Origin of the sequence: Modestobacter sp. I12A-02662, from assembly GCF_041028325.1 — a bacterium.
Taxonomy (GTDB): Bacteria; Actinomycetota; Actinomycetes; order Mycobacteriales; family Geodermatophilaceae; genus Modestobacter.
Genome location: NZ_JABGDE010000006.1, coordinates 241,259 through 267,524, shown reverse-complemented (window position 1 = coordinate 267,524; position 26,266 = coordinate 241,259). Strand labels below are relative to the sequence as shown.

The window sequence follows — 26,266 nt, the reverse complement described above, 5'->3', positions numbered from 1 at the left end:
CCACAGGGTCGCTCATCGGACGCCCGGGATCGCGGAACCCGCACGGCGACGTCGTGTTCGTGCCGTCACAGAGGGTGAGGAAACGGGTCAGGCGGTGGCATTGCGGCGAGCGAGACGCATGGTGCGCTCGACCCGGGGATGCAGCTCGCGGCGGGCAGCCAGGTCGATCGCCGCCTGGGGTGCCTCCGTCCCGGTCAGGCAGTCGAGCCCGGCGAGGGCGAGCAACCGGCCGACGCACCGGCTGGCCCGCAGGACACGCAGGTCGCGTCCGCCCGCCTGCAGGAGCCGGCGGCCCACGACGAGCGCCCGCAGGCCGCCCGCGTCGCAGAAGGTGACGTCGGCCGCGTCCACGCCGAGCTCGCGATGGCCGGTGACCGCCAGGGCCTCGAGGGCGTCGAGCAGGTGGTGGGCGGAGTCCCGGTCCAGTTCGCCGGACAGCAGCACGACGCCGCGGGGCCAGTCGACGGTGACGGCCAGCGCGGACGACGCGGACGTGGTCGGGATGTGCACGGCATTCCCCCTGGAGCGCATCGGAGGGGAACGGAGCGGCGAGCCCCGCACACCGACCGACGCCTTGGCGTGCGGTGTGAGGCCGGAGCTTCGACCTGTGGCAAGACGCTAACGCGCTGTGCCCGGCCTTGTCGAGACCTCCCAGGGTCAGGCGGAGCTGGGTCCGAGGTGGCGTGTCGCCGGGAACACGGAGGCCGGCGGCGACGCTGCCCCGGTCCGGAGCGAGAGAGGTGAGGGCCCATGGAGAAGCGGATCGGCTTCCTGTCCTTCGGGCACTGGCAGCCCGTCCCCGGGTCGCAGGTGCGCACCGGGCGGGACGCACTGGTGCAGAGCGTCGAGCTGGCGGTGGCCGCCGAGGAGCTCGGCGTCGACGGGGCGTACGTGCGGGTGCACCACTTCGCCCGGCAGCTGGCGTCCCCGTTCCCGCTGCTCGCGGCGATGGCGGCCCGCACGAGCCGGATCGAGTTCGGCACCGGCGTCGTGGACATGCGCTACGAGAACCCGCTGTACATGGCCGAGGAGGCCGCCGCGACCGACCTGCTCGGCGACGGGCGGCTGCAGCTCGGGGTGAGCCGTGGGTCGCCGGAGACGGCGCTGCGGGGCTCGGAGGCGTTCGGCTACGTGCCGGCCGAGGGCAGCAGCGACGCCGAGCTCGCCCGCGAGAAGACGGCGCTGTTCCTCGCCGTCATCAGCGGGGCCGCGGTGGTCGACGCCGATCCGCGGATGACCGGTCAGCGCGGCGGCCGGCTGGCGGTCCAGCCCCAGTCGCCCGGGTTGCGCGAGCGGATCTGGTGGGGCTCGGGAACCCGCGGGACCGCGGTGTGGACGGCGCAGCAGGGGATGAACCTGATGAGCTCCACGCTGCTCAGCGAGGACACCGGGGTGCCCTTCGACGAACTGCAGGCCGAGCAGATCGCGCTCTTCCGGGCCGCGTGGAAGGAGGCCGGCTGGGGATGGGAGCCGCGGATCTCGGTGAGCCGGTCGGTCCTGCCGATCACCACGGACCTGGACCGGCAGTACTTCGGCGACGACCGGGAGAGCCGCGACCAGGTCGGGCTGCTCGAGGGCGTGCGGGCCCGGTTCGGGAAGAGCTACGCCGGCGAGCCCGACCAGCTCGCCGAGGAGCTGGCCAAGGACGCCGCCGTCCGGGAGGCCGACACGCTGCTGCTGACCGTGCCGAACATGCTCGGCGTCGAGTACAACGCCCGCCTGCTGCAGACGATCACCGAGCACGTCGCCCCGGCGATCGGCTGGGTCCACCCCGCGCGGCGGACCGCGGGCTGACCTCCCGCTCCGCCCCGGGGTCAGCCGGCCGGGAGGTCGCTGCAGACACACGCGGTCGATAGCCTGCCGGGGGTGGTGGCCCGCGAGCTCGTCGTCCTCGGCACCGCGAGCCAGGCGCCGACCCGCCACCGCAACCACAACGGCTACTTCCTCCGCTGGGACTCCCTCGGCCTCCTGTTCGACCCGGGGGAGGGCACGCAGCGGCAGATGCTGCTGGCCGGGGTGCCGAGCAGCGCGGTCGACCGGATCTGCCTGAGCCACTTCCACGGTGATCACTGCCTCGGGCTGCCCGGTGTCGTGCAGCGCCTGTCCCTGGACCGCGTGGCCCACCCGGTGCACGCGCACTACCCGGCCTCCGGGCAGGAGTTCTTCGACCGGCTGCGGCACGCGTCGGTGTTCCACGAGGTCGCCGACCTGCGCCCGGCGCCGGTCGCGGACGACGGGACGGTGGCCACCGGCCGGTTCGGGACCCTGGAGGCGCACCGGCTCAGCCATCCGGTCGAGTCCTTCGGCTACCGCCTCGTCGAGCCGGACGGGCGGCGGATGCTGCCCGAGCGGCTCGCCGCGCTGGGGATCGCCGGTCCCGACGTGGGCCGGCTGCAGGCCGCCGGCTCGCTCGCCGTCGGAGGCCGCACGGTGCGGGTCGAGGAGGTCAGCCTGCCCCGGTCCGGGCAGCGGTTCGCGTTCGTCATGGACACCCGGCTCTGCGACGCGGTGTTCGCGCTGGCCGACGGCGCCGACCTGCTGGTCGTCGAGGCGACCTTCCTCCAGGAGGACGCCACGCTCGCCGAGCAGTTCGGCCACCTGACCGCCCGCCAGGCGGGCCGGGTCGCCGCGCGGTGCGGGGTGCGGCGGCTCGTGCTCACCCACTTCTCGCAGCGGTACCGGGACCCGGCACGGTTCGCCGAGGAGGTCCGGGCGGAGTTCGACGGGGACGTCGTCGTCGCCGAGGACCTGCAGGTCGTGCCCGTGCCGCGCCGGGTCTGACGCCGTCCGCAGTCCGGGTCAGCCGGCGCCGGCCAGCCGGACCGGCGTGCCGCAGCGGGCAGACCGGTCGGCGGCCTCCGCCAGCGCATGGGTGCGCAGCGCCTCGTCGTAGGAGACGCGGACAGCGCTCCCGACGCCGCGCAGCACGTCGAGGAACTCCTGGTCCTCGCGGGCCACCGGGTCCTGGTCGGACGGCAGGACCTGCTCACCAGCAGGCGTGCGCACCCGCAGCTCGTGGTCACCCAGGCCCCGCTCGAGCAGCTCCACCACGACGTCCTCCGCGACCAGGTGCAACCCCACCCGGTGCCGCCAGGCGAGCGCGCAGGTCGAGGAGATGGTGCCCAGGGCGCCGGAGGAGAACCGCAGCGTGGTCGTGCTGGCGGTCGGCACGTCGGCGTCCGGCAGGCGAGCCCGCGGGACGGTCACCTCGACCGCGGACACCGCCTCGACCTCGCCCACCAGCACCCGGGCGAGGTCGAACAGGTGCGTGGTCTGCTCGACCACCTGGCCGCCGGACCGGTCGCGGCGCGCCCACCACGGCGCGGCCGGCGTCCCGTCGAGCCAGTGACCGACGGCGAGCTGCACGGTCCGCCCGGCGAGGGCGTCGGCCGCCTGCTGCACCACGTCGAGGTGCCGCCAGTGGTAGCCCACCGCGGTGAGGAGGCCCGTCTCGCGGACGCGTGCGGCGATCGCCGTCGCGGTGTCCAGGTCGGTCGCGAGCGGCTTCTCCACGAAGAAGGGCAGCCGCCGGGCGATCGCGGCCTCCTCCAGCGCGCCGTGCGCGAAGGGCGGGACGCACAGCCAGACGGCGTCCAGCTCCTCGTGCGCCAGCAGGTCGAGCCCGTCCTCGTACGCCCGCGCCCCGTACCGGTCCGCGGCCTCCCGGGCCCGGCCGTCGGCCGGGTCGGCCACGGCGACGACCTCGACGTCGGGGAACGAGGCGAGCGCCGCCAGGTGCCGGCCGGCGATGAACCCGGTGCCGACGCAGCCGACCCGCAGCCGGCTCACCCGCGGTCCACGGACACGCCGGCCAGCGCCTCGTCGTACACCGCGAGCGTCTGGGCAGCCATCCGCGCGCTCGTGTGGTGCCTCAGGTAGTGCTCGCGCCCGGCAGCCGCGTACCGGCGGCGCAGCCCCGGATCGGCGAGCAACTCGCCGATCGCCTGTGCCAGCGCGCCCGCGTCCTGGGGCGGGACCAGCAGTCCGGTCTCCCGGTGGACGACGACCTCTGCGCTGCCGTAAACGCGGGTGGCCACCACCGGCAAGCTGGCGTCCATGGCCTCCAGTGCGGCCAGCGGCATCGCCTCCTGCCGGGAGGGCAGCGCGAAGACGTCCGCGGCGTCGAGCAGCATCCGGGCGTCGGCGCGGTAGCCGGGCAGGTGCAGGTGGTCGGCCACGCCGAGCTCCGCTGCCTGCTCGCGGAGCCGCTCCCGAAGGGTGCCCTGCCCGATGATCACGACGGCGACGTCGGGGAAGCGGCGGACGAGCTCGGGCAGGGCCTCGACCAGGTAGCGGTGACCCTTCTGCCCCATCAGCCGGCCGATGGTCAGCACGACGGGCCGGGTGTCGTCGAGGCCGAGGGAGCTCCGGGCGGCGGCGCGGCCGGGGCCGGGTCCGCGCGACCGGATGCCGTTGGGCACCGTGCGGAGCAGCTCCCGCGGGACGCCGATCCGCTCGTACGTCCGCCGCTGCAGCTCGGAGACGGCGATCAGCCGGTCGACGGGCTCGATGGAGGCGAAGAAGGGGACGCGGTGCTTCGGGCTGCCCATCGCCCAGGGCAGGTGCACCGTCTCCACCACGGCGCCGACGCCGGCCGACCGGGCTGCGCGGGCGCCGTCGAAGTCCTCCCGCCCGGTGCCGACGTGGAGGTGGAACACGTCCACCGGGTGCTCGCGCAGCCGTTCCTCCACCGTGCGCCCGAACGCGGGGTCGCGCGGGTGCGGGAGCGGGACCGGTGTCGCGCCCACCGCCGACGCCTCGGCCAGCAGCCGCTCGCCCGCCGGCGTCCGCCACGCCATGACGGTCACGACGACGTCCGGCTGGTACTCCGCGGCCAGGTCGACCATGTGGGAGCCCATCCCCGAGGGGTCCACCGAGGGGGTGTAGAGGCACACCGACAGCCGCCGGCGGTGGCTGCCACCGGGAACGGGCCGCCCGTCCTGGGCTCCCGCCGGAGCGGACGGCGGTACGAGCACGGCGGCACCCGTGGACGGTGGCGGCACCGGACCCCCTCTCCAGGACCGCACCGGCCGGATCGCGGCGCACTCGTCGGTGGACCTCGACGGGGGTGCCGTCCAGGTGGTGCGGTGATGGTGGTCGGTGCGCCGCGGTCGGGCAAGCCGGGCGCCGCGGTGGACCCGCGACGGGGAGCCCTCATCGTCCCGTCCGCCCTGCGCGCGCGGCTCGGCGGTGCGGTGGGTGTGCCGACGGCAACGCAACGTGAGCCGGCGGCGGGGCTGTCAGCGCGCCCGGCAGGGATCGAACCTGCGACCAAGTGCTTAGAAGGCACCTGCTCTATCCGCTGAGCTACGGGCGCTCGGCCCTGATCATCGCACCGGCTCCTCGGCGCTGTGGGGCAGGTGAGGCCTCATCGGCCCGGTCTGCCGCGCTCCGCCGGGCTGCGGCGCGGCGGCCTACCGGAACGCGGCGGGGGAGGGCCGGTCGCCGTCCACAGCCGGGGGCGGTGTCCACAGAAGCCGTCGTCGGGCCCCGTGGAGGAGGTCCGGCCAGCACGGTGGTCGCAGCCCGGCAGGCGCCGCGGCACCCACCGCACCCGAGGAGCACCGTGTACGAGACAACCATCCACGTCGTCGGCAACGTCGTCGACGTCCCCCGCCGCACTCGGACGAGCAACGGCACCGTCACCAACTTCCGCATGGCCTCCACGAGCCGCCGCTGGGACGAGGACGCCAAAGGCTTCGTCGACGGTGCGACGCTCTGGATCGACGTCGCCTGCTGGGGCGAGCTCAGCGGCAACGTCTCCCGCAGCGTCAGCAAGGGCGACCCGGTGCTCGTGGTCGGCAACCTCGCGACCGAGTCGTGGGACAGCGAGTCCGGCCGGCGCAGCGCCAACCGCATGAAGGCCATCGCCGTCGGGCTGAACCTGGCCCGCGGGTGGGCGGAGTTCAAGCGGCCCGCCCGCGCGGAGCAGGCGCCCGACGTGCCCGGACCCCAGGAGTCGGACGGGAACCCGTACGCCGCACGGTCGACGGACTACATCGGGGGGGAGGAGACGTTGCACATGACGGACTCCGACGTCAGTGAGCAGGAACCGGCGCTGACGTGAGCCTCCCGAACTGGGAGGATCGGAGGTGAGACCGCCGGGGGCGGGGCCGGTACGCACACGGCTGCGCCGGCCCGTCCCCGATCGCGACCTGACGGAAGGCTCGACACCCCAGTGGCCCAGTACATCTACTCGATGGTCCGTGCCCGCAAGGCGCACGGCGACAAGGTGATCCTCGACGACGTCACCCTGGCGTTCCTCCCGGGCGCCAAGATCGGTGTGGTCGGCCCGAACGGCGCCGGCAAGTCGACCGTCCTCAAGATCATGGCCGGCCTCGAGCACGCGTCCAACGGCGACACCACGCTCGCCCCGGGCGCGACGGTCGGCATGCTCCAGCAGGAGCCGCCGCTCAACGAGGACCTCGACGTGCGGGGCAACGTGGAGGAGGCCGTCAAGGACCTCCGCGCCGCGCTGACCCGCTTCGAGGAGGTCAGCGCTGCCATGGGCGAGCCCGACGCGGACTTCGACGCGCTGCTCACCGAGCAGGGCGACCTGATGGAGGTCATCGAGAACGCCGACGGGTGGGAGCTCGACAACCGCATCGAGCAGGCGATGGACGCCCTGCGCTGCCCGCCCGGCGACGCCGACGTGAAGGTGCTCTCCGGTGGTGAGCGCCGCCGCGTCGCGCTGTGCAAGCTGCTGCTCGAGGCGCCGGACCTGCTGCTCCTCGACGAGCCCACCAACCACCTGGACGCCGAGAGCGTCGCCTGGCTGGAGCAGCACCTGGAGAAGTACGCGGGCACCGTCATCGCCGTCACCCACGACCGGTACTTCCTGGACAACGTGGCGCAGTGGATCATGGAGCTCGACCGGGGGCGGGCCCACGGGTACGAGGGCAACTACTCGACCTACCTGGAGACCAAGGCCGCTCGGCTCAAGGTCGAGGGGGCCAAGGACGCCAAGCGCGCCAAGCGGCTGGCCGACGAGCTGGAATGGGTGCGCTCCGGCGCCAAGGCCCGTCAGGCCAAGAGCAAGGCCCGTCTCGCCCGGTACGAGGAGATGGCCGCGGAGGCCGACAAGTTCCGCAAGCTCGACTTCGAGGAGATCCAGATCCCGCCGGGTCCGCGGCTGGGCAGCGTGGTCATCGAGACCCGCAACCTCGCCAAGGGCTTCGGCGACCGCCTGCTGATCGACGACCTGACCTTCACGCTCCCCCGCAACGGCATCGTCGGGATCATCGGGCCCAACGGCGTCGGCAAGACCACGCTGTTCAAGATGCTGGTCGACGAGGAGAAGCCCGACGACGGCGAGATCAAGGTCGGCGAGACCGTCAAGATCAGCTACGTCGAGCAGAGCCGTGGCGGCATCGACCCCAACAAGTCGCTGTGGGAGGTCGTCTCCGAGGGGCTGGACCACATCAAGGTCGGCAACGTCGAGATGCCCTCACGCGCCTACGTGTCGGCGTTCGGGTTCAAGGGCCCGGACCAGCAGAAGAAGGCCGGCGTGCTCTCCGGTGGCGAGCGCAACCGGTTGAACCTGGCGCTGACCCTCAAGCAGGGTGGCAACCTGCTGCTGCTCGACGAGCCCACCAACGACCTGGACACCGAGACGCTCACCAGCCTGGAGAGCGCGCTGCTGGAGTTCCCCGGCTGCGCCGTGGTCGTCAGCCACGACCGCTGGTTCCTCGACCGCGTGGCGACGCACATCCTCGCCTACGAGGGCGACTCCAAGTGGTTCTGGTTCGAGGGCAACTTCGAGGACTACGAGAAGAACAAGGTCGAGCGGCTCGGTCCCGAGGCGGCCCGCCCGCACCGGGCGACCTACCGCAAGCTCAGCCGCGACTGAGGAAGGTAGAAGGACCCCTTGCCCCCGGCACTCGCGAGCTCGCGCCGGGACCCTGCAAGGGGGCCTTGCCCACGCCTCGCAGGCCCGCGGCGGGACCCTGCGGAGGGGCCGTTCCAGGCCGTCACGATGGCCGGTCGGAGCAGTCGCTCCCGCCGGCCGTCGGCGTGTCAGGGGGTGAACCGGACGACGAAGCCCCGCTGGGCGGGGGTCTCGACCGCTCGTCGCCGGTAGTGCTCGCGCACGAAGGCCACCGCTTCCCCGGGCGGGACGCCGTCGAGCACCGCCAGGCAGGCCAGCGCCGTCCCGGTGCGCCCGGTGCCGCCCCCGCAGGCCAGCTCCACCCGCTCGCCGGTGGCCCGCTCCCACGCGTGGTGCAGCGCGGTGCGCAGCTCGGCCGGGTCGGCGGGCAACCGGAAGTCCGGCCAGCGCACCCAGCGGCTCTCCCACGGCTGGGGATCCGGCCGGCCACCCAGCAGGTACACACCCAGCTCCGGCACCGGCCCCGGCGGCAGCGGATCCCGCAGCCCGCGGCCGCGCACCCGCCGTCCCGAGGGGAGGGTCAGCACGCCCGGTGCGCCCGGGTCCCAGGCCTGGCCCATGCCCGCGAGGGTAGGGCCGCGTGCGGCAGGCCACGCGGCGGTAGGGCAGGGTGACCGCGTGAGGCACACCGTCGCCGTCCCGATGCGCTGGTCGGACATGGACGCCTACCAGCACATCAACAACGTCGCCTTCCTCGGCTACTTCGAGACGGCCCGCGTCGACCTGTTCTTCGACCACCCCACGCACGACGCGGCGACCGGCCTCCGCCGCGGCCTCGTCGTCGTCGCGCACGAGATCGCCTACAAGCGCTCCGTCGAGTACGACGCCGAGCCGCTGCAGGTGCAGATCTGGGTCTCCGACGTGCGGGCGGCGTTGTTCCAGTGCCACTACGAGCTGTTCGACCACGGGGTGCTGGCCGTCACCGGCAGCACGCGGCTCGCGCCGATCGACTTCGCGCTCAACCGCCCGCGCCGGCTCACCGTGGAGGAACGGGACTTCCTCGCGAAGTACCACGACGACTGATCGCCGTTCCAGCCGGAACGGCGATCAGGTGGGCAGCGGGACGACCCGGGGCACAGGTCGGTCGGCTCCGGTCGGCGCTCCGCGGCGCGCGGCCTCGGCGTCGTCCACCGGCCGGACGGCGTCCCCCTCGGCGACCGTCCCCCCGGTGAACACCGCCGCGTTGATCCCGCCGCGCGGGGCGAGCGGCTTCACCAGCCGCATCCCGGTCAGCCGCTCCAGGTGGGCGCACGGCGGGCAGCGCTTGGTGCCGAACAGCAGCACGTCCCCCACGAGGAACCAGCGCCCCACCAGCGCGGGCAGGTCGATGCCGCGGGTGACCACGTTGCGGCGGGTCTGCCCGGGGGACAGCTCGACGCCGGCCACCCGGGCCACCTCGGCCACGTCGTCGGCGTCGATGAGCGTCACCTGCTTCTCCTGCGCCGGGTACCCCGCCCACGTGCCGCCGCCCAGGGCGTAGCGGTCACCGGCCAGGCCGCTCCCCGGCAGCGCCGCCACCGCGGGCCGCCGCACCATCGGCGCCGCGGCGGCCGGCGCGGTCCAGATCTCCAGCACGGACCCGGTCACCCGCGCATCCTCCCCGACCGGGCCTCGTCGTCGTCGGCGCCCCGCGCGTCCAGCGCCTCGGCCGTGGTGTGCGCGAGCTGCAGCACCTGCACCAGCAGGGGCACCACGAGCGTGACCAGCCCGCGCACGCCGCGCACCCTCCCGCCACGGGCGGCCTGGGCCTCCCGCACCCGGTCGGCCCGCTCGGCGACCAGGGGGATGAACCGCAGCGTCAGCGCGATCAGCAGCCCGATCCGGGCGGGTCGCACGCCCACCAGCCGCAGCGGCGCGCACACCCGCTCCACGACCGCGACGAGTTCGCTGACCCGCGACGTCGCGGTGACCACCGCGGCGGCCAGCACCAGCGCCAGCAGCCGCAGCGTCACCAGCGCCGCGCTCGCCACGCCGCCCACGACCGCGGTGACGACGGCGAGGGCGACCAGCCACACCCACACCGCCCGCACCTGCCGGGCCAGCACCGACACCGGGAGGCGGGCGGCGACCACCCCGACGGCCAGGACGGCGGCGAGCGCACCGGCCGCCACCGGCACCGTGGGGACGGCGAACAACAGGACGCTCAGCCCCGCGAGGGCCAGCAGCTTGAGCCCGGCGGGGGACCGGTGCACCGGGCTGGTGCCCCGCACGTAGAGCGCGAGCGCCGTCACCTCGGGGTCCCGTGCGGTGCGCTCACCGGCCGGCCATCAGCGCCCGGTAGGCGGCCACCGCGGGTGCCGGGGCGTCGTCGGCGACCACTCGGCCGCCGTCGACGACGAGCACCCGGTCGAAGCCGTCGAGCAGGTCGAGCTGGTGGGTGACGACGACGACCTGCTGCTCGAGCTCGGCGACCACCTGCGCCACCCGGCGGGCGTTGACCAGGTCCAGCAGCGTGGTCGGCTCGTCGAAGACGATCCGCGCCGGCCGCATCACCAGCACCCCGGCGATGGCCAGCAGCTGCTTCTGCCCGCCGGAGAGCAGGTGCGCCGGGTGGTCGGCGTGCCCGGCGAGCCCGTAGCGCTCCAGCACGGCCGCGACGCGCTCGGTCCGCTCGGGCGGCGGCACCCCCTGGTTCTCCAGTCCGTAGGCGACGTCCTCGGCGACCGTGGGGTGGACGATCTGCGCGTCGGGGTCCTGGAAGACGAACCCGACCCGGCGGCGGACTGCCCGCACTTGAGTGGCGGTGTCCAGCCCGTCGACCAGCACCTGCCCGGCGCTGGGCTGCACCAGGCCGTTCAGCAGCCGGGCGAAGGTGCTCTTGCCCGATCCGTTCGCGCCGATGACCCCGATCCGGTGCTCGGTCAGCTGCAGGTCCAGGTCGGAGAGCACGGTCCGCTCGCCGTAGCTGTGCCCGACCCCGCGCAGCTCGATGCCGCGTGCCGGGTCCGCGATCGGCTCCGCCCGCCGGCCGGGCAGGCGGCGTCTCACGAGGTCGCGGCCGCCCCGCGGGGCCGCTCGATGACCGGGTAGGCGCGGCGCACCTGAACGGCGATCAGCGACGCGACCGCGACCTTGATCGCGTCGCCGGGCAGGAAGGCCAGCGAGCCGGTCAACGACTGCGCCAGCGTCACCTCGTCGGCGTACACGGCGACGAACGGGATGCCCACGGCGTAGATCACCAGCACCCCGCCGACCACGTTGGCCAGCGCCGCCCACGCGAGGTTGAACCGCCGCCAGGCCAGCTCGGTCACCAGGCCGACGACGAACGCGCCCAGCGGCCAGGCGTACAGGTAGCCGGCCGTGGGGCCGACGAAGACGCCGAGCCCACCCCGGCCGCCGGGCAGCAGCGGCAGGCCGACGGCGACCAGCAGCAGGAACAGCAGCAGCGCCAGGAAGCCCCGCTTGGCACCCAGCACCGAGCCGGCCAGCATCACCCCGAGGGTCTGCGCGGTGACCGGCACCGGGCCGACGTTGATCGCCGGCAGCAGCCCGAGCACCGCCGTCAGCGCGGCGAAGACGGCGATGTAGGCGAGGTCACGGGTCTTCACGACGTCTCCTCCACGGGCCACGGGCCACGGGCCGGTGCCCGCGCGTCCCGGCGGAAGGTACCCGAGGCCGGCGGACGGCCTCCCGCTCCGGTACCGCCGATCACGTGGCGGTCGGTGTCTGCTCGCTCACCAGGAGGAACGCCCGTCGGTTTGCCTGCCCTGCCCGGGACGTGTTGTCTGGGGTTCCTGAGCCCCTCGGCGAAGGCGGATCAACGGCATGGCAACCGGGTGGTGGGCGTCGCTGTGGTCGCGGGGGCGCTCGCAGCCGCAGGACTCCTCCCCGGAGCCCTCACGGGAGCGGGAGCCGGAGCGGGAGCCGGACAGGGTGCCCGACGACGGCTCCCGGTCGGCGGAGCAACCCACGCCCGACCCGTCACCCGCCGGAGGCCAGGCGGCTCCCGACCCCCCGGCCGGTGCGACGCACGCCAGCGTGGCCCTGCCGGAGCGACGGAGTCCCGTGTCCGCCCGGACCTCCGGGCCGACGCGGCCATCAGGGTCACACCCCGACCCGGTGCGCAGCACCCCGCTGCGTCCCCCACCGAGAACGACAGGAGACCCCACCGTGGCACAGCTCGACAACGTCATCGCCGACCTGCTCGCGATCGAGGGCGCCACCGGCGCCGCGATCGTGGACGTCGACAGCGGGATGGCCCTGGCAGTCGGCGGCACCCCCGGCTTCGACCTCAACGTCGCGGCGGCCGGCAACTCCAACGTGGTCCGCGCCAAGCTGCGCACGATCTCCGACCTGGAGCTCAAGGACGAGATCGAGGACGTCCTGATCACGCTGCAGGGCCAGTACCACCTGATCAACGTCCTCCGCGGCCAGGGCAACGCCGGCCTGTTCATCTACCTGGTGCTCAACCGCGTGACGGCGAACCTGGCGCTGGCCCGGCACAAGCTGCGGGCCGTCGCCGGTACCGTCAGCGTCTGATCGAGGCCCCCGCTCTCCCCACCCCTCGCAGGCCCGCGGTGGGCCCTGCAGCGGAGCCGGCCGCGCCGGCGCCCTTCCCGGAGGGCGTCGGCGCCCCGCCTCAGGCGGCGGTGGCCGCGACGATCCGGTCCCGCACGGTGTCCAGGGCCTGGTCGCCGGTGTCGATCCAGCGCTCCACCCGGCCGCCGGACACGACGCCGATCCGGTCGCAGCACTCGGCCAGCTCGTCGGGGTCCACCGACACCACCACGACGGCCTTGCCCAGGGCGGTCGCGTCGTCGAGCAGCTGGCGCACCTGCTGGCGGGCGCGGACGTCCAGGCCCCGGGTGGGCTCGTGCAGGACGACGACGTCCCGCGCCGCGTTCGCCATCCACCGGGCCAGCGCGAGCTTGTGCTGGTCACCACCGGACAGCGCGCCGACGGCGGTGCGGATGCTCAGCGTCTTCACGTCCATCCGGTGGACGGTGCGGATGACGCCGCGCAGGGTGTCGATCTCCTTGCGCAGGTCGGTGAGCGCGCCCCACCGCTCCTGGCTGAGCGTCCGGGCGATCGTCTCGCCGGGGTCGACCCCGTAGGCGTCCTCGTCGGGGCGGTAGGCGGGCAGTCGCAGGGCGTCGTCCTCGGGCCGCGCGGCCAGCAGCCGGGGCTCGCCGTGCAGCAGCACCTCGTCGGTGATCGCGGGCAGCTCCCCGGACAGGGCGGCGGCGATCTCGGACAACCCGGAGGACCGGGGCCCGGTCAACCCGACGACCTCGCCGCGGTGCACCAGCAGGTCCACGCCCTCGACCGCGCCGGGCACCCGCAGGTTGCGGACCAGCAGCGCGACCTCGTCCGAGCGCGCCGGTCGGGGCACGGCCGGTGCGCCGGCGTCCGCGTCCCCGATGGGCTGCGGCACCGGGGCCATCCGTCGCGCGGGCGGCGCGACCGGCCCGCCCACCGTCTCCGCGGCCAGCCGGACCGGGTCCAGGGCGCCGGCCGGGCTGTCCAGGGCGATGCGGCCCTCGCGCAGCACGAGCACCCGGTCGACCACCTCGAGCATCTCCGGCAGCCGGTGGCTGATGTAGAGCACGCCGCGGCCCTGGCGGCTGAGCCGGCCGGCGACGGCGTGCAGGCCGCTGACCTCCCCGGGCAGCAGCGCCGCCGACACCTCGTCGAGCACCACCAGGTCGGTGTCCTCGGCGAGCATGCGCGCGATCTCCACCAGCCCGTGCACGAAGTGCGGCAGCTCGCCGACCGGGGTGTCCGGGCCCAGGTCGAGACCGACCTCGGTGAGCAGGACCTGCGCCTGCTCCCGCAGCTCGGCCTGGGGCCGCCCGGCCTGAGGCGTGCCCCGGAAGACGGCCTGCGCGACGGTGAGCCCTGGGTCGATCCGCACCAGCTGCTCGATCCCGCCGACGCCGAGGTGCCGGGCGTCCGCCGCCGACAGCGGCGCGTACGGGTGGCCCTTCAACGTCATCGTCCCGGCGTCGGCGGCGGTGATGCCGGCGAGGATGTCGCCCATGGTCGACTTGCCCGCCCCGTTGGTGCCGACCAGCCCGACGATCTCCCCCTCGTCGATCCTGAAGGAGACGTCCCGCAGGACGCGACGGGCACCGAAGGACTTCTTCAGGCCGTCGACCTGCAGCACCGTCATGGGCGCGCGAGCCTCCCCGGAGAAGGTCCCCGACACCGGTCGGCGGACGACGATCCCAGCGTCCGCACGACGCTGTGTCACCGGCCCGATGCTACCCGCAGCCCGGGAACGGGGCTCCCGGGACGGCGAGTCGGAGCGCGCGGAGAGCTGGGTCAGATCGGGGACAGGTCCCCGCCGGCGGCCTCCGCCCAGCGGTTCTGCATGCTGCGCGCGGCCATCTCGAGGTAGCCCCACAGCGTGGCGTCCTGCTCGGGGGTCAGCTCGAGCGAGTCGACGGCGTCGCGCATGTGCCGCAGCCACGCGTCGCGCGCCGCCTCGTCGACCGCGAAGGGCGCGTGCCGCATCCGCAGCCGCGGGTGCCCGCGGTTCTCCGAGTACGTCCGCGGGCCGCCCCAGTACTGCTCGAGGAACAGCCGCAGCCGGGTCTCGGCGCCCTCCCAGTCGTCGGCCGGGTACATCGGCCGCAGGATCGGGTCCTCCCGCACGCCTGCGTAGAAGCGCGTGACGAGCGCCCGGAAGGTGGGCGCGCCGCCGATCTCGGCGTAGAAGGTGCTCGCCGAGGGCAGCGACCGGCTCGTCTCGCTCATGTCCCCGATCGTCCCTCAGCGCGGGCCTCGGCGGCCACGTGTCCCAGGTCTCCCCCCGGTCCGGGCTGCCCGCCGGCCGGCCGGGTGCGGTCCAGTGCCAGCAGCGGGCCGACCACGGCGACCAGCCCGAGCGCCCCGCACAGCACCACCACGGTGCTGGGCAGCAGCCGCTCGGCGGCGAGGCCGGCCAGGATCGCGCCGACCCCCTGGACCCCGGACAGGCCCGCGACCGCCACGCCGAACGCGCGCCCCCGGTAGGCCGACGGCACGGCCTGCACGAAGGCCACGTTGAGCGGGATGGAGCAGGCGCTGCCCACCCCGCCGAGGAAGAGCAGGCCGAGGACGACGGCGAAGCCGGCGCGGCCGGTGCCCAGCACCAGCGGCGCCAGGCCCGCCAGCAGCACCGCGCCGACGGACAGCACGACCAGCGGCGGGAGCAGCCGCTCGCGCATCGCCGGCGGGCAGAACCGGCCGACCAGGATCCCGCCCACGGTGGCGCCGGCCGGGTTGGCGGCCAGCAGCAGCCCGGTGGTGCCGATCCCGCCCAGCAGCTGGACGGCCAGCGGAGCGGAGATCGCCTCCGGCGCGCTGCTGAAGAGGGCGGCCACCCACAGCACGCCGACGATCGCCCGCAGGCGGGGAGCGCCGGCGACGAAACGCAGCCCGGCCGCGGTGTCGTGCCACAGGGACCGGCTCTCCCCGCCGGTCGGCGCCGGGGCCGGACGCCGCCGCAGCCGGGCGGTCAGCCAGGCGGCGGAGACGGCGAACGTGGCCGCGTCGATCAGCAGCGCCGCCGACGGCGACAGCGCGATCAGCAGCGTGCCGCCCAGCAGGTAGCCCAGCAGCTGCGCGACCTGCTGGGTGACGCCGGTGACGGACGTGGCCACCGCGTAGCGGTCGCCGTCGAGCACGTCGGCCATCAGCGCCGACCGCGCGGCCTCGAACGGCGGCGCGCACATCGAGACGATGAGCAGCAGCACGAGCAGCACGCCGAGCGGGACGCCGGGCAGCGCCATCACGGCCACCAGGACGGCGCGCACCACGTCGCTGGCGATGAGCACCCGGTGCCGCGGCAGCCGGTCGGCCAGCGCGGCCAGCACCGGCCCGCCGAGCAGCCAGGGGAGGTAGCTGATCGCGAAGGTGACCGCCGACAGCAGCGCCGAGTCGGTGCGCTGGTACACGAGGATCGTGAGCGCGACCCGGGCGAGCTCGTCGCCGATCGTGGACAGCAGGTAGGAGCCGAACAGCGGCCGGAACTCGCCGACGGCGAAGACCTCGCGGAACGTGGCCGGGCGGTCGGCCACGGCGCGGGTCAGCGGGCCCCCGCGTCGGTGCGGGACCCGGGCGGGCCGGCGGTGCCCCGGACGAGGACGGCGACGTGCCAGACGGCCGCGGGCACGACCGGTGCGCTGTCCATGGCGCGGTAGTCTCCCAGGTTTTCCGTGACTGGTCGATCACTCCACGCGTTGACCCGCACACGATCGGGCGTGTCCGGCTCCCCGCGCACGTGCGGTCAGCCCCGCGACGGCTCCAGACCGGTGTGTGCGGCGAGGAAGGCCAGCTGGTCGGCGGCCAGCCCCACGGTCCGGCTGACCGCCCGGGCACCGTGACCGACGGCCAGCTCGCGGCGGAGCACGATCGGCGCCTCCGCCGTCGTCGCGTGCTGCAGCGCCGCGGCGAGCTTGCGGGCGTGCAGCGGGTCCACCCGGGTGTCGGACTCGAAGGTGGTGAACAGGACGGCGGGGTACGCCGTCCCCTCGACCACCCGGTGGTAGGGCGAGTACCCGAGCAGCCAGCGCAGCTGCTCGGGATCGGCGGCGGTCCCGTACTCGTCGTTCCAGGTGCGGCCCAGGCCGAACAGCTCGTACCGGACCATGTCCAGCAGCGGCGCGCTGCAGACCACCGCGGCGACCAGGTCGGGGCGCTGGGTGGTCAGCGCGCCGACCAGCAGGCCGCCGTTCGAGCCGCCCATCACCGCCAGCCGCGGCGGCGTCGTCCAGCCGTCGGCGACCAGGTGCTCGGCCGCGGCGGCGAAGTCGTCGAAGACGTTCTGCTTGCGCTCCCGCATCCCGGCGCGGTGCCACTCCTCGCCGTGCTCGGAGCCGCCGCGCAGGTTGGCCACGACCCACACGCCGCCGGCCGCCACCCAGGCCAGCGCCTGCGCCGAGTAGGCCGGGGTGAGGGGGACGTTGAACCCGCCGTAGCCGTAGAGCACGGTCGGGCGCGGGGTGTCGGGGGTGCCGGCCGAGGACAGCACGAAGAGGTGGACCGGCGTCCCGTCCGGAGAGGTGGCGTGCGTCTCCACCACCCGCACGTCCGGCACCTCCCCGGCCACCGGGGCCTGCTCGTAGGAGGCGAGCGCCGCCGGGTCGGCGGCGTCCCACCGCAGCACCGAGGGCGGGGTCGCGTGGTCGGTGAAGCCGACCCACGCCGAGGTGCCGCCCTCCGGCGGTGCGCTGACCGCGGAGACGCTGCCCGGGCGCAACGCGGTCACCTCGGCCAGCCGGCCGCTCCCGTCGCCAGCCCACAGCGAGAGCCGGTCGGTGGCGTCCACCGCGTGCACGGCGAGCACGCCGAGGCCGCCGTCCGGGCCGTCGACCAGCGCGACGTCGGACAGCACGCCGTCGGCCTGCTGCGGGACGACGTCCCGCCAGGCCGCCGGCACCCACGTCGCCGGGTCGGCCGGGTCGGTGACCGCCAGCCGCCCGCGCGGCGCGTCCCGGTCGGTGTGCAGCCACAGCCGTCCGTCCCGGGCGACCCAGGCCGACAGCTGCGCGTCGACGCCGACCTGGAGCTCGCGGAGCACGCCGTCCCCGGCCAGGTCGGCCAGCCACACGTCGTCGCGCGGCGCGGTGCCCACCGACGCCGAGACCACCAGCCAGCGGCCGTCGGCGCTGGTGCGCGCGCCGAAGTAGGTGGCCGGGTCGGCGCCCTCGCCGTGCACCAGCACGTCGGTGTCCGGGTCGGTGCCGACCCGGTGGCGCCACACCCGGCGGTGGAACTGCTCCTCGCCGGCGGGCACGAGGTCTGGCGCGAGCCGGCGGACGTGGAACAGCTCCTCACCGCCGGGCAGCCAGGCGACCGGGGAGTAGCGGCACCGGTCGATCGGCCCCTCGAGCACCTCGCCGGTGGCGACGTCCAGCACGTACAGCTGAGACTCCTCGTCCCCGCCGACCGAGAGCTGGTAGGCCAGCCGGTCCCCCTCCCACGACGGTGACCACGCGTCGAGCGTGGTGGTGCCGGCCGGGTCGAGCGCCATCGGGTCGACGAGCACCCGGACGCTGCCGTCGGGCTCGGTCACCCGCAGGACGGCGTGCTCCTGCCCGGGGTCGCGGCGGGTCGAGAACGCCCGCCCGGCGCGCCAGACCGGGACGCCGACCGCGCCGGAGCGGACCAGCTGATCCAGCCGCGCGGCGAACGCGGGGCGGCCGGGCAGCCCGGCGAGCAGCCCGGCGGCCAGCTCGTCCTGGGCGGCGGCCCACGCCTGGGTGCGCGGGTCCTCGGCGTCCTCCAGCCAGCGGTACGGATCGGCGACCCGGAGGCCGGAGAGCTGCTCGACGAGGTCCAGACGGGGGGCGTCGGGGTAGCGCACGTGCCGACCGTAGCGCCGCTCGCCGGGCCGCCTCCCCGGGTCCCTGCGATACCACACCGGTACGGTGCACGATGAAGGGGCCCGGGAGACGTCGAAGCCGTCGGCGTGCCGGGCGCTCGGAGGTGTCCCGTGTCGATCACCGTCCTCGGGTCCCCGTCCGTGCCCGGCCGTCCGGGCACGCACGCCGACCCGTCCCCAGGTCCGTGCGCGCCTGCCCCGCCGCCGGTGACCACCGCCGCCACCCTGCTCCTGAACGCCACCTACGAGCCGTTGTGCGTGGTCTCCAGCCGCCGCGCGATCGTGCTCGTGCTCGGCGCGAAGGCCGAGGCGGTCGACGTCACCGAGGACTACGTCCACGCCGAGCGGCTGGCACTGGCCGTGCCGGTCGTGGTCCGGCTGACCCGCTACGTCCGGGTGCCGTACCCGGTGCAGGTGCCGCTGTCCCGGCGCGCGGTCTTCACCCGCGACGGGCAGACCTGCGTCTACTGCGGGGCCTCGGCCACCAGCATCGACCACGTCGTGCCGCGCAGCCGGGGCGGCACCCACACGTGGGACAACGTCGTGGCCGCCTGCCGCCGCTGCAACCACCAGAAGGCGGACCGGTCCCTGGCCGAGATGGGGTGGTCGCTGCCGCACCCTCCACGGGCGCCCAGCGGCGCCGCGTGGCGGCTGCTGGGCCACCGGACCGTCGACCCCCGCTGGCGCGAGTGGCTGGGCGTGCCCGACTCCGTGAGCGCCTGAGCGGGTGAGCTCACCCGCGACCGCCCGCCGCCTGTGGGCGCTGGGCGAGCCCTTCCATGCGCTGACCTACTTCGCGGCCGAGGCCCGGGAGGCCTTCGCGGCAGTGGGGCTGCCCGGCTTCTGGGCCGGCTACTTCGCCGGCCGCGCCGCGCCGCTCGGTCCGGTGGGCGCCGCGGTGGTCACGGCGACGTTCGGCTCCTTCGCGCCGGGATTCGTGGCGCGGCGTGTGCCGGAGGTGTGGACGGCGGTGACACCGGCCGGCGCCCTGGCCGCTCGGCTCGCCGGGGTGGACGCCGCGGTGCAGCGGGTGCTGCCGGGGTGGGCGGGGTCCAGCGACGCCCGGGAGGCGGCGGCCCTGGCCCGGAGGGCCGCGGAGGCCGTCGACGTCCTGGGACGACCGCTGGCCGCGGCGAACACCGCGGTCGGCTGGCCCGGCGAGCCGCACCTGGTGCTCTGGCAGGCGCTCACCACGCTGCGCGAGCACCGCGGCGACGGGCACCTGGCCGCGCTGCTGCAGCGGGAGTTGCTCGGACTACCGGCGCTCGTCCTCGCTGCCGTGGCCGGCACGACCTCGGCCGAGTGGCTGCAGCGGGCGCGGGGCTGGACGCCGGAGGACTGGGCCGTGGCCGCCGAGTCGCTCGCCGAGCGCGGGCTCCTGGCCGACGGGGAACTGACCGCGGAGGCGCTCGCCGTCCGGGCCGCCGCCGAGGCCGACACCGACCGGCTCGCGCTGCGTCCCTGGCGGGTCCTCGGCGACACCGGCTGCGCGCGGCTGGCCGAGTTGCTGGTCCCGGTACGCCGGGCGGTGGTGACCGCCGGCGACTGGCCGGCCGGCAACCCGATCGGCGTCCCCGACCCCCCGTGACCTGATCGCCATTCCAGCTGGAATGGCGATCAGGTGACGCGGCTTCGCTCGGTCGGGTACTGCTGCCAGCTGCCGTCCTCGAGGAGCGCGCGCAGCCGGTCCATCGCGTCCCAGACGTCGACGAACCGGGTGTAGAGCGGCGCGGGCCCCAACCGCAGCCGGTCGGGCGTGCGGAAGTCCGGCACCACGCCGCGGTCGATGAGGGCCTGGGTGAGCTGCCACGCCCCCGGGTGCCCCAGGCTCACGTGCGAGCCGCGGCGGCCGGCGTCCCGCGGGCTCGCGACCGTCACGCCGTGGCCCGCCGGCCAGGCGTCGGCCAGGCCGACCACCAGGTCGGTCAGCCGCCGGCCCTTCTCCGCCAGCCGCTCGACCCCCGCCTCCGCGGTGAGCCGCGCGCCGACCTCCACCGCCGCCATGGCGAGCACCGGAGGAGTGCCGACCGCGAACCGGTCCACCCCCTCGGCCGGGTCGTAGGCCGCGCCCATGGCGAACTGGTCGCGCTGCCCGAACCAGCCCCAGATCGGCTGCCGCAGCTGCGGCTGCAGCTCCCGGCGGACGTAGAGGAACGCCGGCGCCCCGGGCCCGCCGTTGAGGTACTTGTACGTGCAGCCGACGGCGAGGTCGGCCCCGGCCGCGGTGAGGTCGGCGGGAACGGCGCCGGCACCGTGGCTGAGGTCCCAGACCACCAGCGCACCGGCGTTGCGGGCCAGCCGGGTCACCGCCGCGATGTCGACCAGCGCGCCGGAGCGGTAGGCCACCTGGGAGAGGACGACGACCGCGACCCGCTCGTCCAGCGCCCCGGCCAGCACGTCCAGGTCCAGCCCGGCGTCGATGTGCGCCGCCACCTCGCGGACCGTCATGCCGCGAGCGGCGGCGACCCCGGCGGTGACGTACCGGTCGGTCGGGAAGTCGTCGGCGCAGCACACCAGGACGTCGCGTCCCGGCCGGGCGTCCGCGGCCGCGACCACCAGCTTGTAGAGGTCCACGGAGGTGCTGTCGCCGACCAGCACCTCGCCGGGCCGCGCCCCGAGGACGCCGTCGGCCAGCAGGTCGCCGATCCGGCGGGACTGCTCCACCCAGGTGTCCCAGGAGCCGACGAGCCCCCGGCCCCACTCCTGCTCCACCACCCGGGTGATCGCGGCGGGGGTGTCCACCGGCAACCGGCCCAGCGAGTTGCCGTCCAGGTAGAGCAGCCGGTCGGGACGGTCGTCGTCGGCGCCGGTGAAACGGGCGCGGAACGCGGCCAGCGGGTCGGCGTCGTCGGCGGCCGCGGACGCGGCTCGGGTGAGGTCCACACCGCGATCCTGCCGGGGCGGCGCTAGCGTCCGGCGGTGACCTCTCGTCCCGGCACGCACCTGCACGACCTCACCGCCCTGGAGCAGGCGGCCGCCGTCCGGGCGCGGGAGGTCAGCCCCACCGAGCTCGTGGAGCACTCCCTGGCCCGGATCGAGGCGCTGGACGCCGAGCTGGGCGCGTTCCTCACCGTGACCCCCGAGCGGGCGCGGGCCGCCGCGGCGGCGGCCGACCGGGCGGTCCTGTCCGGCGGTGAGCTGCCCGCCCTGTTCGGCGTCCCGACGGCGATCAAGGACCTGAACAACACCGCCGGCGTGCGCACCACCTTCGGGTCCGCCGTCCTGTCGCAGTTCGTGCCGCAGGTGGACGACGTCGTCGTCACCAAGCTCGCCGCGGCCGGGACGATCAGCCTGGGCAAGACGAACACCCCCGAGTTCGGCTTCCCCTGCTACACCGACAACGACCTCGTCGGCCCGGCCCGCTGCCCGTGGGACCCGTCGCTGCTGGCCGGCGGCTCCAGCGGCGGCGCGGCGGTGGCCGTCGCGGCCGGGCTGGTGCCGTTCGCGCAGGGCTCGGACGGCGGCGGCTCGATCCGCATCCCGGCCGGCGTCAACGGCCTGTTCGGCATCAAGACCAGCCGGGGGCGGGTCAGCAACGGCCCGCTGGGCAGCGAGGTCACCGGGCTCGGCGTCCAGGGTCCGCTGGCGCGGACGGTCCGGGACGCCGCCGCGATGCTCGACGCGATGGCCGGTCCGGTGCCCGGCGACCCGTACTGGGCGCCGCCGCCCCCGGCGGGGGAGACCTTCCTCGGGTACGCCGACCGGCCGCCCGGGCGGCTGCGGATCGGCCGGTACCTGGAGTCGGGCATGCCCGGCGCCGAGCTCGACCCCGAGGTGCGCGCGGCGTTCGAGGACGCCTCGGCGCTGCTGGCCGCACTCGGGCACGACGTGGAGGACCTGCCCACCCCGCCGATGACCGAGGGGGTGTTCCCCGCCTTCGAGACGGCGTGGGCGCTGTCGGCGACCACGCTGCCGGTCCCCGCCGACCAGGTGTCCCGGCTGCGGCCGCTCACCCGGTTCCTGCGCGACCGCGGCCTGGCGCTGCGCGCGAAGGACGCGATGGAGGCGATGTTCACCCTGCGCGCCTTCGCCCGCCGGTTCGTGCAGGCCACCAGCGGCTACGACGTGCTGCTCGCGCCGCTGTGCACGCTGCCGCCGCGCCCGGTGGGCTGGTTCAGCGCCGACGGCGCCGAGGACTTCGAGCAGCAGAAGCGCTACGCGGCGTTCCCCGCCGTCTACAACGTCACCGGTCAGCCGGCGGTCAGCGTCCCGCTGTGGTGGACGGCGTCCGGGCTGCCGATCGGCACCATGCTGGTGAGCCGCCCGGCCGACGAGGCGACCCTGATCTCGCTGTCCGCGCAACTGGAGGAGGCGCGGCCCTGGGCGCACCGGCACCCGGCGCTGTGGTGACCCCGGCTGGCCGGGCCGCCGGTCGCCGGTCCCGGTAGATTCCCGGGCATGCCCTGGTACGAGACCGTGCTCATCTACGGCGTCATCCCGCTGGCGGTCTTCCTGCTGCTCGCTGCGGCCACCCTGCTGCCCGGCCGCGGGAAGGACAGGACCCGTTACCGCCCTGGTCAGCCCTGGGAGCACGAGACGGTCTGGTACGAGCCGCACCCCGGCGTCCCGGGCGTCCCCGGTGGGCACGGGGACGACCACGGCGACTCCCACGGCGACTCCCACGCCCCCAGCCTGGGGGCCACCGCCGCGGCCCTGGCGATCGGCGAGCACCCGCACGCGACCGATGCGCACCGGCGCACCGCTGCCGGTGGCGCCCGCGGCACCTGGTGAGCCACGTGCCCGTTCCCGCCGCACCGACCCGTTCGACGCCGACCGGAGGCACCCGCTGATGACCCAGCAGCTCGAGCACGGGCCCAGCGCCACCAAGGACACCCGGAACACCGCGGTGACCGAGCCGGGGTCCGGCCCGTTCAGCTACCGCGACCTCGCCCGGATCGACGAGGCCCTCACCCTGTCCTCGAAGGAGACCGGGCTCCGCTTCACGCTGTACCTCGGCGACCTGGGCCGGGACACCCGCGCCACCGCCGAGGACCTGCACTCGCGGTCCGGCGGCGACCCGTCGAACACCGTGCTGCTGGCGCTGTCGCCGGGGCAGCGGGTGCTGGAGATCGTCACCGGGACGGCGGCGGCCCGCCGGCTGCCCGACCGGGCCTGCGCGCTCGCCGTCCTGACCATGACCGGCCGGCTCGGCGCCGGCGACCTCACCGGCGCCATCGTCAACGGCCTGCGCCAGCTGTCGGACTCCGCCGGCCACCCCTCGCGCCGCCGCGCCCACTGAGGAAGGACCCCTCCGGAGAAGGACCCCGTCCTCCCCACCCCTCGCAAGCTCGGGGCGGTGCCCTGGACGGGGCCGCTCCAGCACGTCACCAGGCTCGGCGCGGGCCCCTGCGGAGGGGCCGTTCCAGCACCACCTTCAGGCGCCGGCGGCGTCCCGCTTGCGGGCCCAGAGCGCGCGGGCCACGCCGTCCCGGCCCTCGCTGACCAGCCGGCGCAGCGGCGCAGGGGCGTCCCGCTCGCCGGCCAGCCAGGCGTCGGCCGCCTGCAGCGTCTCCTGCTCGACGACCTTCGGGAACAGGTACTCGACGGTGTTCTTGGCGACCTCGCCGGGACGGCGCTCCCAGATGCCGCGGATCTCCGTGAAGTACCGCGGCACGTAGGGGGCGGTGACCTCCTGCTGAGCGGGGTGCCAGAAGCCGGCGACCATCGCCTCGTGCACCGCGTTGGGGATCGACTCGTCGGTGAACGCCCGCTCCCAGGTCTCCGCCTTCGACTCGGCGGTGGGGCGCAGCGCCCGCGCGGTGGCCGCCCGGCGGGCCCCGGTGGCGGTGGCGTCCCGCTCGGCCTCGGCGTCGATCTCCGCGTCGCCGGCCGCACCGACCGCGACCAGCCCGTGCAGGAAGGCCCAGCGGGCGTCCGCGTCCACCGCCAGCCCCTGCACGACCAGGGAGCCGTCGAGCAGCCCCCGGAGCGCGGCCACGTGCTCGCCGGTGCGGGCCGCCGCCGCCAGCGTGCGGGACCACTGCAGTTGCATGTCGCTGCCCGGCTCCGCGGAGCGCAGCGCGGCCAGCGCCTTACCGGCCAGCATCGACCAGCCGGTCGGGGACCACGCCGGGTCGACGTAGGAGGACAGCGAGGTCTGCACCCGGGCCAGCAGTGACTGGACGACGCTGATCTCGCTCTCCGCGTCCACCCCGGCGAGCACCAGCTGCACCCAGTCGCGGGCGCGCGCCTCGCCGTCGCGGGTCATGTCCCAGGCCGCCGACCAGCACAGCGCGCGCGGCAGCGAGTCGCGCATCGTGCCGATGGCGCTGCCCAGCGTGGCCAGGGACCGGTCGTCGAGCCGGAGCTTGGCGTAGGTCAGGTCGTCGTCGTTGACCAGCACCAGGTCAGCGGCCGGGTGACCGACCAGCTCGGCGACCTCCGTGCGCGCGCCGTCGACGTCCAGCTCCACCCGGTGGGTGCGGGTGAGCCCGTCCGGCCCGGAGCTGTACAGCCCCACCGCGAGCCGGTGCCGGCGCAGCACCGGGTGGGCGGGCACGGCGCTCTGCTCGATGGCGAAGGAGAGGTAGCGGCCGGCGTCGTCCAGCTCGTACGCCGGGCGCAGCGTGTTGACCTGGCTGGTCTGCAGCCACTGCTCCGCCCACGCGGTGAGGTCCCGGCCGGTGGCCTCCGACAGCGGGCCGAGCAGGTCGGCGAGCGTGGTGTTGCCGTACTCGTGCTTGCGGAAGTACCGCCGCACGCCGGCCAGGAACTCGTCGCGGCCCACGTAGGCGACCAGCTGCTTGAGCACCGAGGCGCCCTTGGCGTAGGTGATGCCGTCGAAGTTCACCTCGACGGCGGCCACGTCGACCATGTCCGCGGCGATCGGGTGGGTGGTGGGCAGCTGGTCCTGCGCGTACGCCCAGGCCTTCTCGGTGTTGGCGAACGTCGTCCAGGCGGTCCGGTACTCGGTGGCCTCGGCCTGGCAGAGGGTCGAGATGTAGGTGGCGAACGACTCGTTCAGCCACAGGTCGTCCCACCAGCGCATGGTCACCAGGTCGCCGAACCACATGTGGGCCAGCTCGTGCAGGATCGTCTCGGCCCGGCGCTCGTAGCGCGCCCGGCTGGTCTTGGACCGGAAGACGTAGTCCTCCAGGAACGTCACCGCGCCGGCGTTCTCCATCGCCCCGGCGTTGAACTCGGGGACGAACAGCTGGTCGTACTTGTCGAACGGGTACGGGTAGTCGAAGACCCGGTGGTAGAAGTCGAACCCGGCCTTGGTGACGGCGAAGATCGCCTCCGGGTCGAGGTGCCGGGCCAGCGAGGCGCGGCAGTAGATGCCCAGCGGGATGCCGTCGTGCAGGTCGGTGACCCGGGCGTACGGGCCGGCGACGAGGGCGACCAGGTAGGTGGAGATCCGCTTGGTCGGGGTGAAGTGCACCAGCTGGGAGCCGGCCTCGCCGGCCTCGATCGTGCGGTCCCCGGTGTTGCTGACGACCTGCCAGTCGAACGGCGCGGTCACGTGCACCGTGAAGGTCGCCTTGAGGTCGGGCTGGTCGAAGCAGGTGAACATCCGCTTCGCCTCGGCCGGTTCGAAGTGCGTGTAGAGGTAGACCTGCCCGTCCTCGGGGTCGACGAAGCGGTGCAGGCCCTCGCCGGTGCGGGAGTAGCGGCAGTCGGCGTCGACGACGAGCTCGTTGGTCGCGGCCAGGCCGGGCAGCGGCAGGCCACCCTCCTCGGTGTAGGTGCTCACGTCGAGCTCGACGCCGTTGAGCGTGGCGGAGTGGACGCGCTCGGCGACGAGGTCGACGAAGGTGCCGGCCCGGGGGTCCCGGGCGTCGAACCGGATGGTGGTGACCGAGCGGAAGGTCTCCTCGCCGGGACGGCCGTGGCCGTCGGTCACGTCGAGGGAGAGGTCGTAGCTGTGGACGGCCAGCAGCGCGGCGCGGGCCGCGGCGTCGTCACGAGTCAGGTTGGGAACTGCCACGCCGGGCAGCTTCCCATGCGGGTCCAACAGGCTACGCCCGGTGTGCCCTCGAGAACAGTGGGGAATGAGTGAGGCAGAGCGCAACTTGCTCTCACTGAGTGCCGACGCCACGGCGCACCGAAACGACCGAGGAGCACCCGTT

At 75.0% G+C, this 26,266-nt stretch carries 25 protein-coding genes and 1 tRNA gene; 11 read left to right on the top strand and 15 right to left on the bottom strand.

What is annotated here, in order from left to right:
* Positions 1 to 87: 87 nt before the first annotated feature.
* Complete coding sequence (locus tag HL189_RS10720) at positions 88 to 510, bottom strand: STAS domain-containing protein (RefSeq protein WP_369133677.1); 423 nt, start codon at positions 508 to 510, stop codon at positions 88 to 90.
* A 240-nt stretch (positions 511 to 750) separates the two neighbouring features.
* On the opposite strand from HL189_RS10720, the gene HL189_RS10715 reads away from it, so the two are divergent.
* Entirely contained in the window at positions 751 to 1,794 is a 1,044-nt protein-coding gene (locus tag HL189_RS10715) for an LLM class flavin-dependent oxidoreductase (RefSeq protein WP_369133676.1), read from the top strand.
* Positions 1,795 to 1,866: 72 nt separating this feature from the next.
* A complete protein-coding gene (locus HL189_RS10710) occupies positions 1,867 to 2,781 on the top strand; it encodes a ribonuclease Z (RefSeq protein WP_369133675.1) in 915 nt (304 codons plus the stop codon).
* 18 nt (positions 2,782 to 2,799) lie between these two features.
* Here HL189_RS10710 and HL189_RS10705 read toward each other — a convergent pair whose 3' ends face one another.
* From HL189_RS10705 to HL189_RS10695, 3 genes are all read right to left on the bottom strand, one after another.
* Positions 2,800 to 3,789, bottom strand: coding sequence for a Gfo/Idh/MocA family protein (locus tag HL189_RS10705; RefSeq protein ID WP_369133674.1), 990 nt, complete (start codon positions 3,787 to 3,789; stop codon positions 2,800 to 2,802).
* Positions 3,786 to 5,003: a glycosyltransferase family 4 protein gene (locus tag HL189_RS10700; protein ID WP_369133673.1), complete on the bottom strand. Its 1,218-nt coding sequence runs from the start codon at positions 5,001 to 5,003 to the stop codon at positions 3,786 to 3,788. The genes HL189_RS10705 and HL189_RS10700 overlap by 4 nt, the downstream gene beginning before the upstream one ends.
* A gap of 241 nt (positions 5,004 to 5,244) precedes the next feature.
* A tRNA-Arg gene (locus HL189_RS10695) sits at positions 5,245 to 5,317 on the bottom strand.
* 249 nt (positions 5,318 to 5,566) lie between these two features.
* Between HL189_RS10695 and HL189_RS10690 the strand changes: the two genes are divergently transcribed.
* Positions 5,567 to 6,067 (top strand): single-stranded DNA-binding protein, encoded by a 501-nt coding sequence (locus HL189_RS10690; RefSeq protein ID WP_369133672.1) that lies wholly within the window; start codon positions 5,567 to 5,569, stop codon positions 6,065 to 6,067.
* Between the two features lie 111 nt (positions 6,068 to 6,178).
* Positions 6,179 to 7,849 (top strand): energy-dependent translational throttle protein EttA, encoded by a 1,671-nt coding sequence (ettA, locus tag HL189_RS10685; protein WP_369133671.1) that lies wholly within the window; start codon positions 6,179 to 6,181, stop codon positions 7,847 to 7,849.
* Between the two features lie 167 nt (positions 7,850 to 8,016).
* On the opposite strand, the gene HL189_RS10680 is transcribed toward ettA, so the two are convergent.
* Entirely contained in the window at positions 8,017 to 8,448 is a 432-nt protein-coding gene (locus HL189_RS10680; protein WP_369133670.1) for a phosphatase, read from the bottom strand.
* Between the two features lie 58 nt (positions 8,449 to 8,506).
* Between HL189_RS10680 and HL189_RS10675 the strand changes: the two genes are divergently transcribed.
* On the top strand, positions 8,507 to 8,911 hold the full coding sequence (locus HL189_RS10675; protein ID WP_369133669.1) for an acyl-CoA thioesterase: 405 nt from the start codon (positions 8,507 to 8,509) through the stop codon (positions 8,909 to 8,911).
* A gap of 24 nt (positions 8,912 to 8,935) precedes the next feature.
* Here HL189_RS10675 and HL189_RS10670 read toward each other — a convergent pair whose 3' ends face one another.
* From HL189_RS10670 to HL189_RS10655, 4 genes are read right to left on the bottom strand one after another with little or no spacing between them, the layout of a single operon-like run.
* Positions 8,936 to 9,475 (bottom strand): MOSC domain-containing protein, encoded by a 540-nt coding sequence (locus HL189_RS10670; protein ID WP_369133668.1) that lies wholly within the window; start codon positions 9,473 to 9,475, stop codon positions 8,936 to 8,938.
* A complete protein-coding gene (locus tag HL189_RS10665; protein ID WP_369133667.1) occupies positions 9,472 to 10,119 on the bottom strand; it encodes a CbiQ family ECF transporter T component in 648 nt (215 codons plus the stop codon). The genes HL189_RS10670 and HL189_RS10665 overlap by 4 nt, the downstream gene beginning before the upstream one ends.
* A gap of 22 nt (positions 10,120 to 10,141) precedes the next feature.
* Entirely contained in the window at positions 10,142 to 10,876 is a 735-nt protein-coding gene (locus HL189_RS10660) for an energy-coupling factor ABC transporter ATP-binding protein (RefSeq protein WP_369133666.1), read from the bottom strand.
* Entirely contained in the window at positions 10,873 to 11,436 is a 564-nt protein-coding gene (locus HL189_RS10655; RefSeq protein WP_369133665.1) for a biotin transporter BioY, read from the bottom strand. Before HL189_RS10655 ends, HL189_RS10660 begins: the two co-directional genes overlap by 4 nt.
* A gap of 562 nt (positions 11,437 to 11,998) precedes the next feature.
* On the opposite strand from HL189_RS10655, the gene HL189_RS10650 reads away from it, so the two are divergent.
* Positions 11,999 to 12,367, top strand: a complete 369-nt coding sequence (locus HL189_RS10650) for a hypothetical protein (protein ID WP_369133664.1) — start codon at positions 11,999 to 12,001, stop codon at positions 12,365 to 12,367.
* 100 nt (positions 12,368 to 12,467) lie between these two features.
* Here HL189_RS10650 and HL189_RS10645 read toward each other — a convergent pair whose 3' ends face one another.
* The 4 genes from HL189_RS10645 to HL189_RS10630 all read right to left on the bottom strand — a co-directional run bounded on the left by HL189_RS10645 (position 12,468) and on the right by HL189_RS10630 (position 18,179).
* Positions 12,468 to 14,000, bottom strand: coding sequence for an ATP-binding cassette domain-containing protein (locus tag HL189_RS10645; RefSeq protein ID WP_369133663.1), 1,533 nt, complete (start codon positions 13,998 to 14,000; stop codon positions 12,468 to 12,470).
* Positions 14,001 to 14,152: 152 nt separating this feature from the next.
* Positions 14,153 to 14,587 carry a globin gene (locus HL189_RS10640; protein WP_369133662.1) on the bottom strand — a complete coding sequence of 145 codons (435 nt, stop codon included), beginning with the start codon at positions 14,585 to 14,587 and terminating at the stop codon, positions 14,153 to 14,155.
* On the bottom strand, positions 14,584 to 15,891 hold the full coding sequence (locus tag HL189_RS10635) for an MFS transporter (protein WP_369133661.1): 1,308 nt from the start codon (positions 15,889 to 15,891) through the stop codon (positions 14,584 to 14,586). The genes HL189_RS10640 and HL189_RS10635 overlap by 4 nt, the downstream gene beginning before the upstream one ends.
* Positions 15,892 to 16,100: 209 nt before the next feature.
* Positions 16,101 to 18,179, bottom strand: a complete 2,079-nt coding sequence (locus HL189_RS10630; protein WP_369133660.1) for a prolyl oligopeptidase family protein — start codon at positions 18,177 to 18,179, stop codon at positions 16,101 to 16,103.
* A gap of 225 nt (positions 18,180 to 18,404) precedes the next feature.
* On the opposite strand from HL189_RS10630, the gene HL189_RS10625 reads away from it, so the two are divergent.
* Positions 18,405 to 18,920, top strand: coding sequence for an HNH endonuclease (locus HL189_RS10625; protein WP_369133659.1), 516 nt, complete (start codon positions 18,405 to 18,407; stop codon positions 18,918 to 18,920).
* Between the two features lie 4 nt (positions 18,921 to 18,924).
* Positions 18,925 to 19,785 carry a hypothetical protein gene (locus tag HL189_RS10620; protein WP_369133658.1) on the top strand — a complete coding sequence of 287 codons (861 nt, stop codon included), beginning with the start codon at positions 18,925 to 18,927 and terminating at the stop codon, positions 19,783 to 19,785.
* 29 nt (positions 19,786 to 19,814) lie between these two features.
* Here HL189_RS10620 and kynU read toward each other — a convergent pair whose 3' ends face one another.
* Positions 19,815 to 21,080, bottom strand: a complete 1,266-nt coding sequence (gene kynU / locus HL189_RS10615) for a kynureninase (RefSeq protein WP_369133657.1) — start codon at positions 21,078 to 21,080, stop codon at positions 19,815 to 19,817.
* A gap of 36 nt (positions 21,081 to 21,116) precedes the next feature.
* Between kynU and HL189_RS10610 the strand changes: the two genes are divergently transcribed.
* Genes HL189_RS10610 through HL189_RS10600 form a run of 3 tightly spaced genes read left to right on the top strand, consistent with a single transcriptional unit; the run spans position 21,117 to position 23,436 of the window.
* Positions 21,117 to 22,547, top strand: coding sequence for an amidase (locus HL189_RS10610; protein ID WP_369133656.1), 1,431 nt, complete (start codon positions 21,117 to 21,119; stop codon positions 22,545 to 22,547).
* A 48-nt stretch (positions 22,548 to 22,595) separates the two neighbouring features.
* Positions 22,596 to 22,928, top strand: a complete 333-nt coding sequence (locus tag HL189_RS10605; RefSeq protein WP_369133655.1) for a hypothetical protein — start codon at positions 22,596 to 22,598, stop codon at positions 22,926 to 22,928.
* A gap of 58 nt (positions 22,929 to 22,986) precedes the next feature.
* Complete coding sequence (locus HL189_RS10600; protein ID WP_369133654.1) at positions 22,987 to 23,436, top strand: DUF5130 family protein; 450 nt, start codon at positions 22,987 to 22,989, stop codon at positions 23,434 to 23,436.
* Positions 23,437 to 23,571: 135 nt separating this feature from the next.
* Here HL189_RS10600 and pepN read toward each other — a convergent pair whose 3' ends face one another.
* A complete protein-coding gene (gene pepN / locus HL189_RS10595; protein ID WP_369133653.1) occupies positions 23,572 to 26,124 on the bottom strand; it encodes an aminopeptidase N in 2,553 nt (850 codons plus the stop codon).
* Between the last annotated feature and the right edge of the window lie 142 nt (positions 26,125 to 26,266).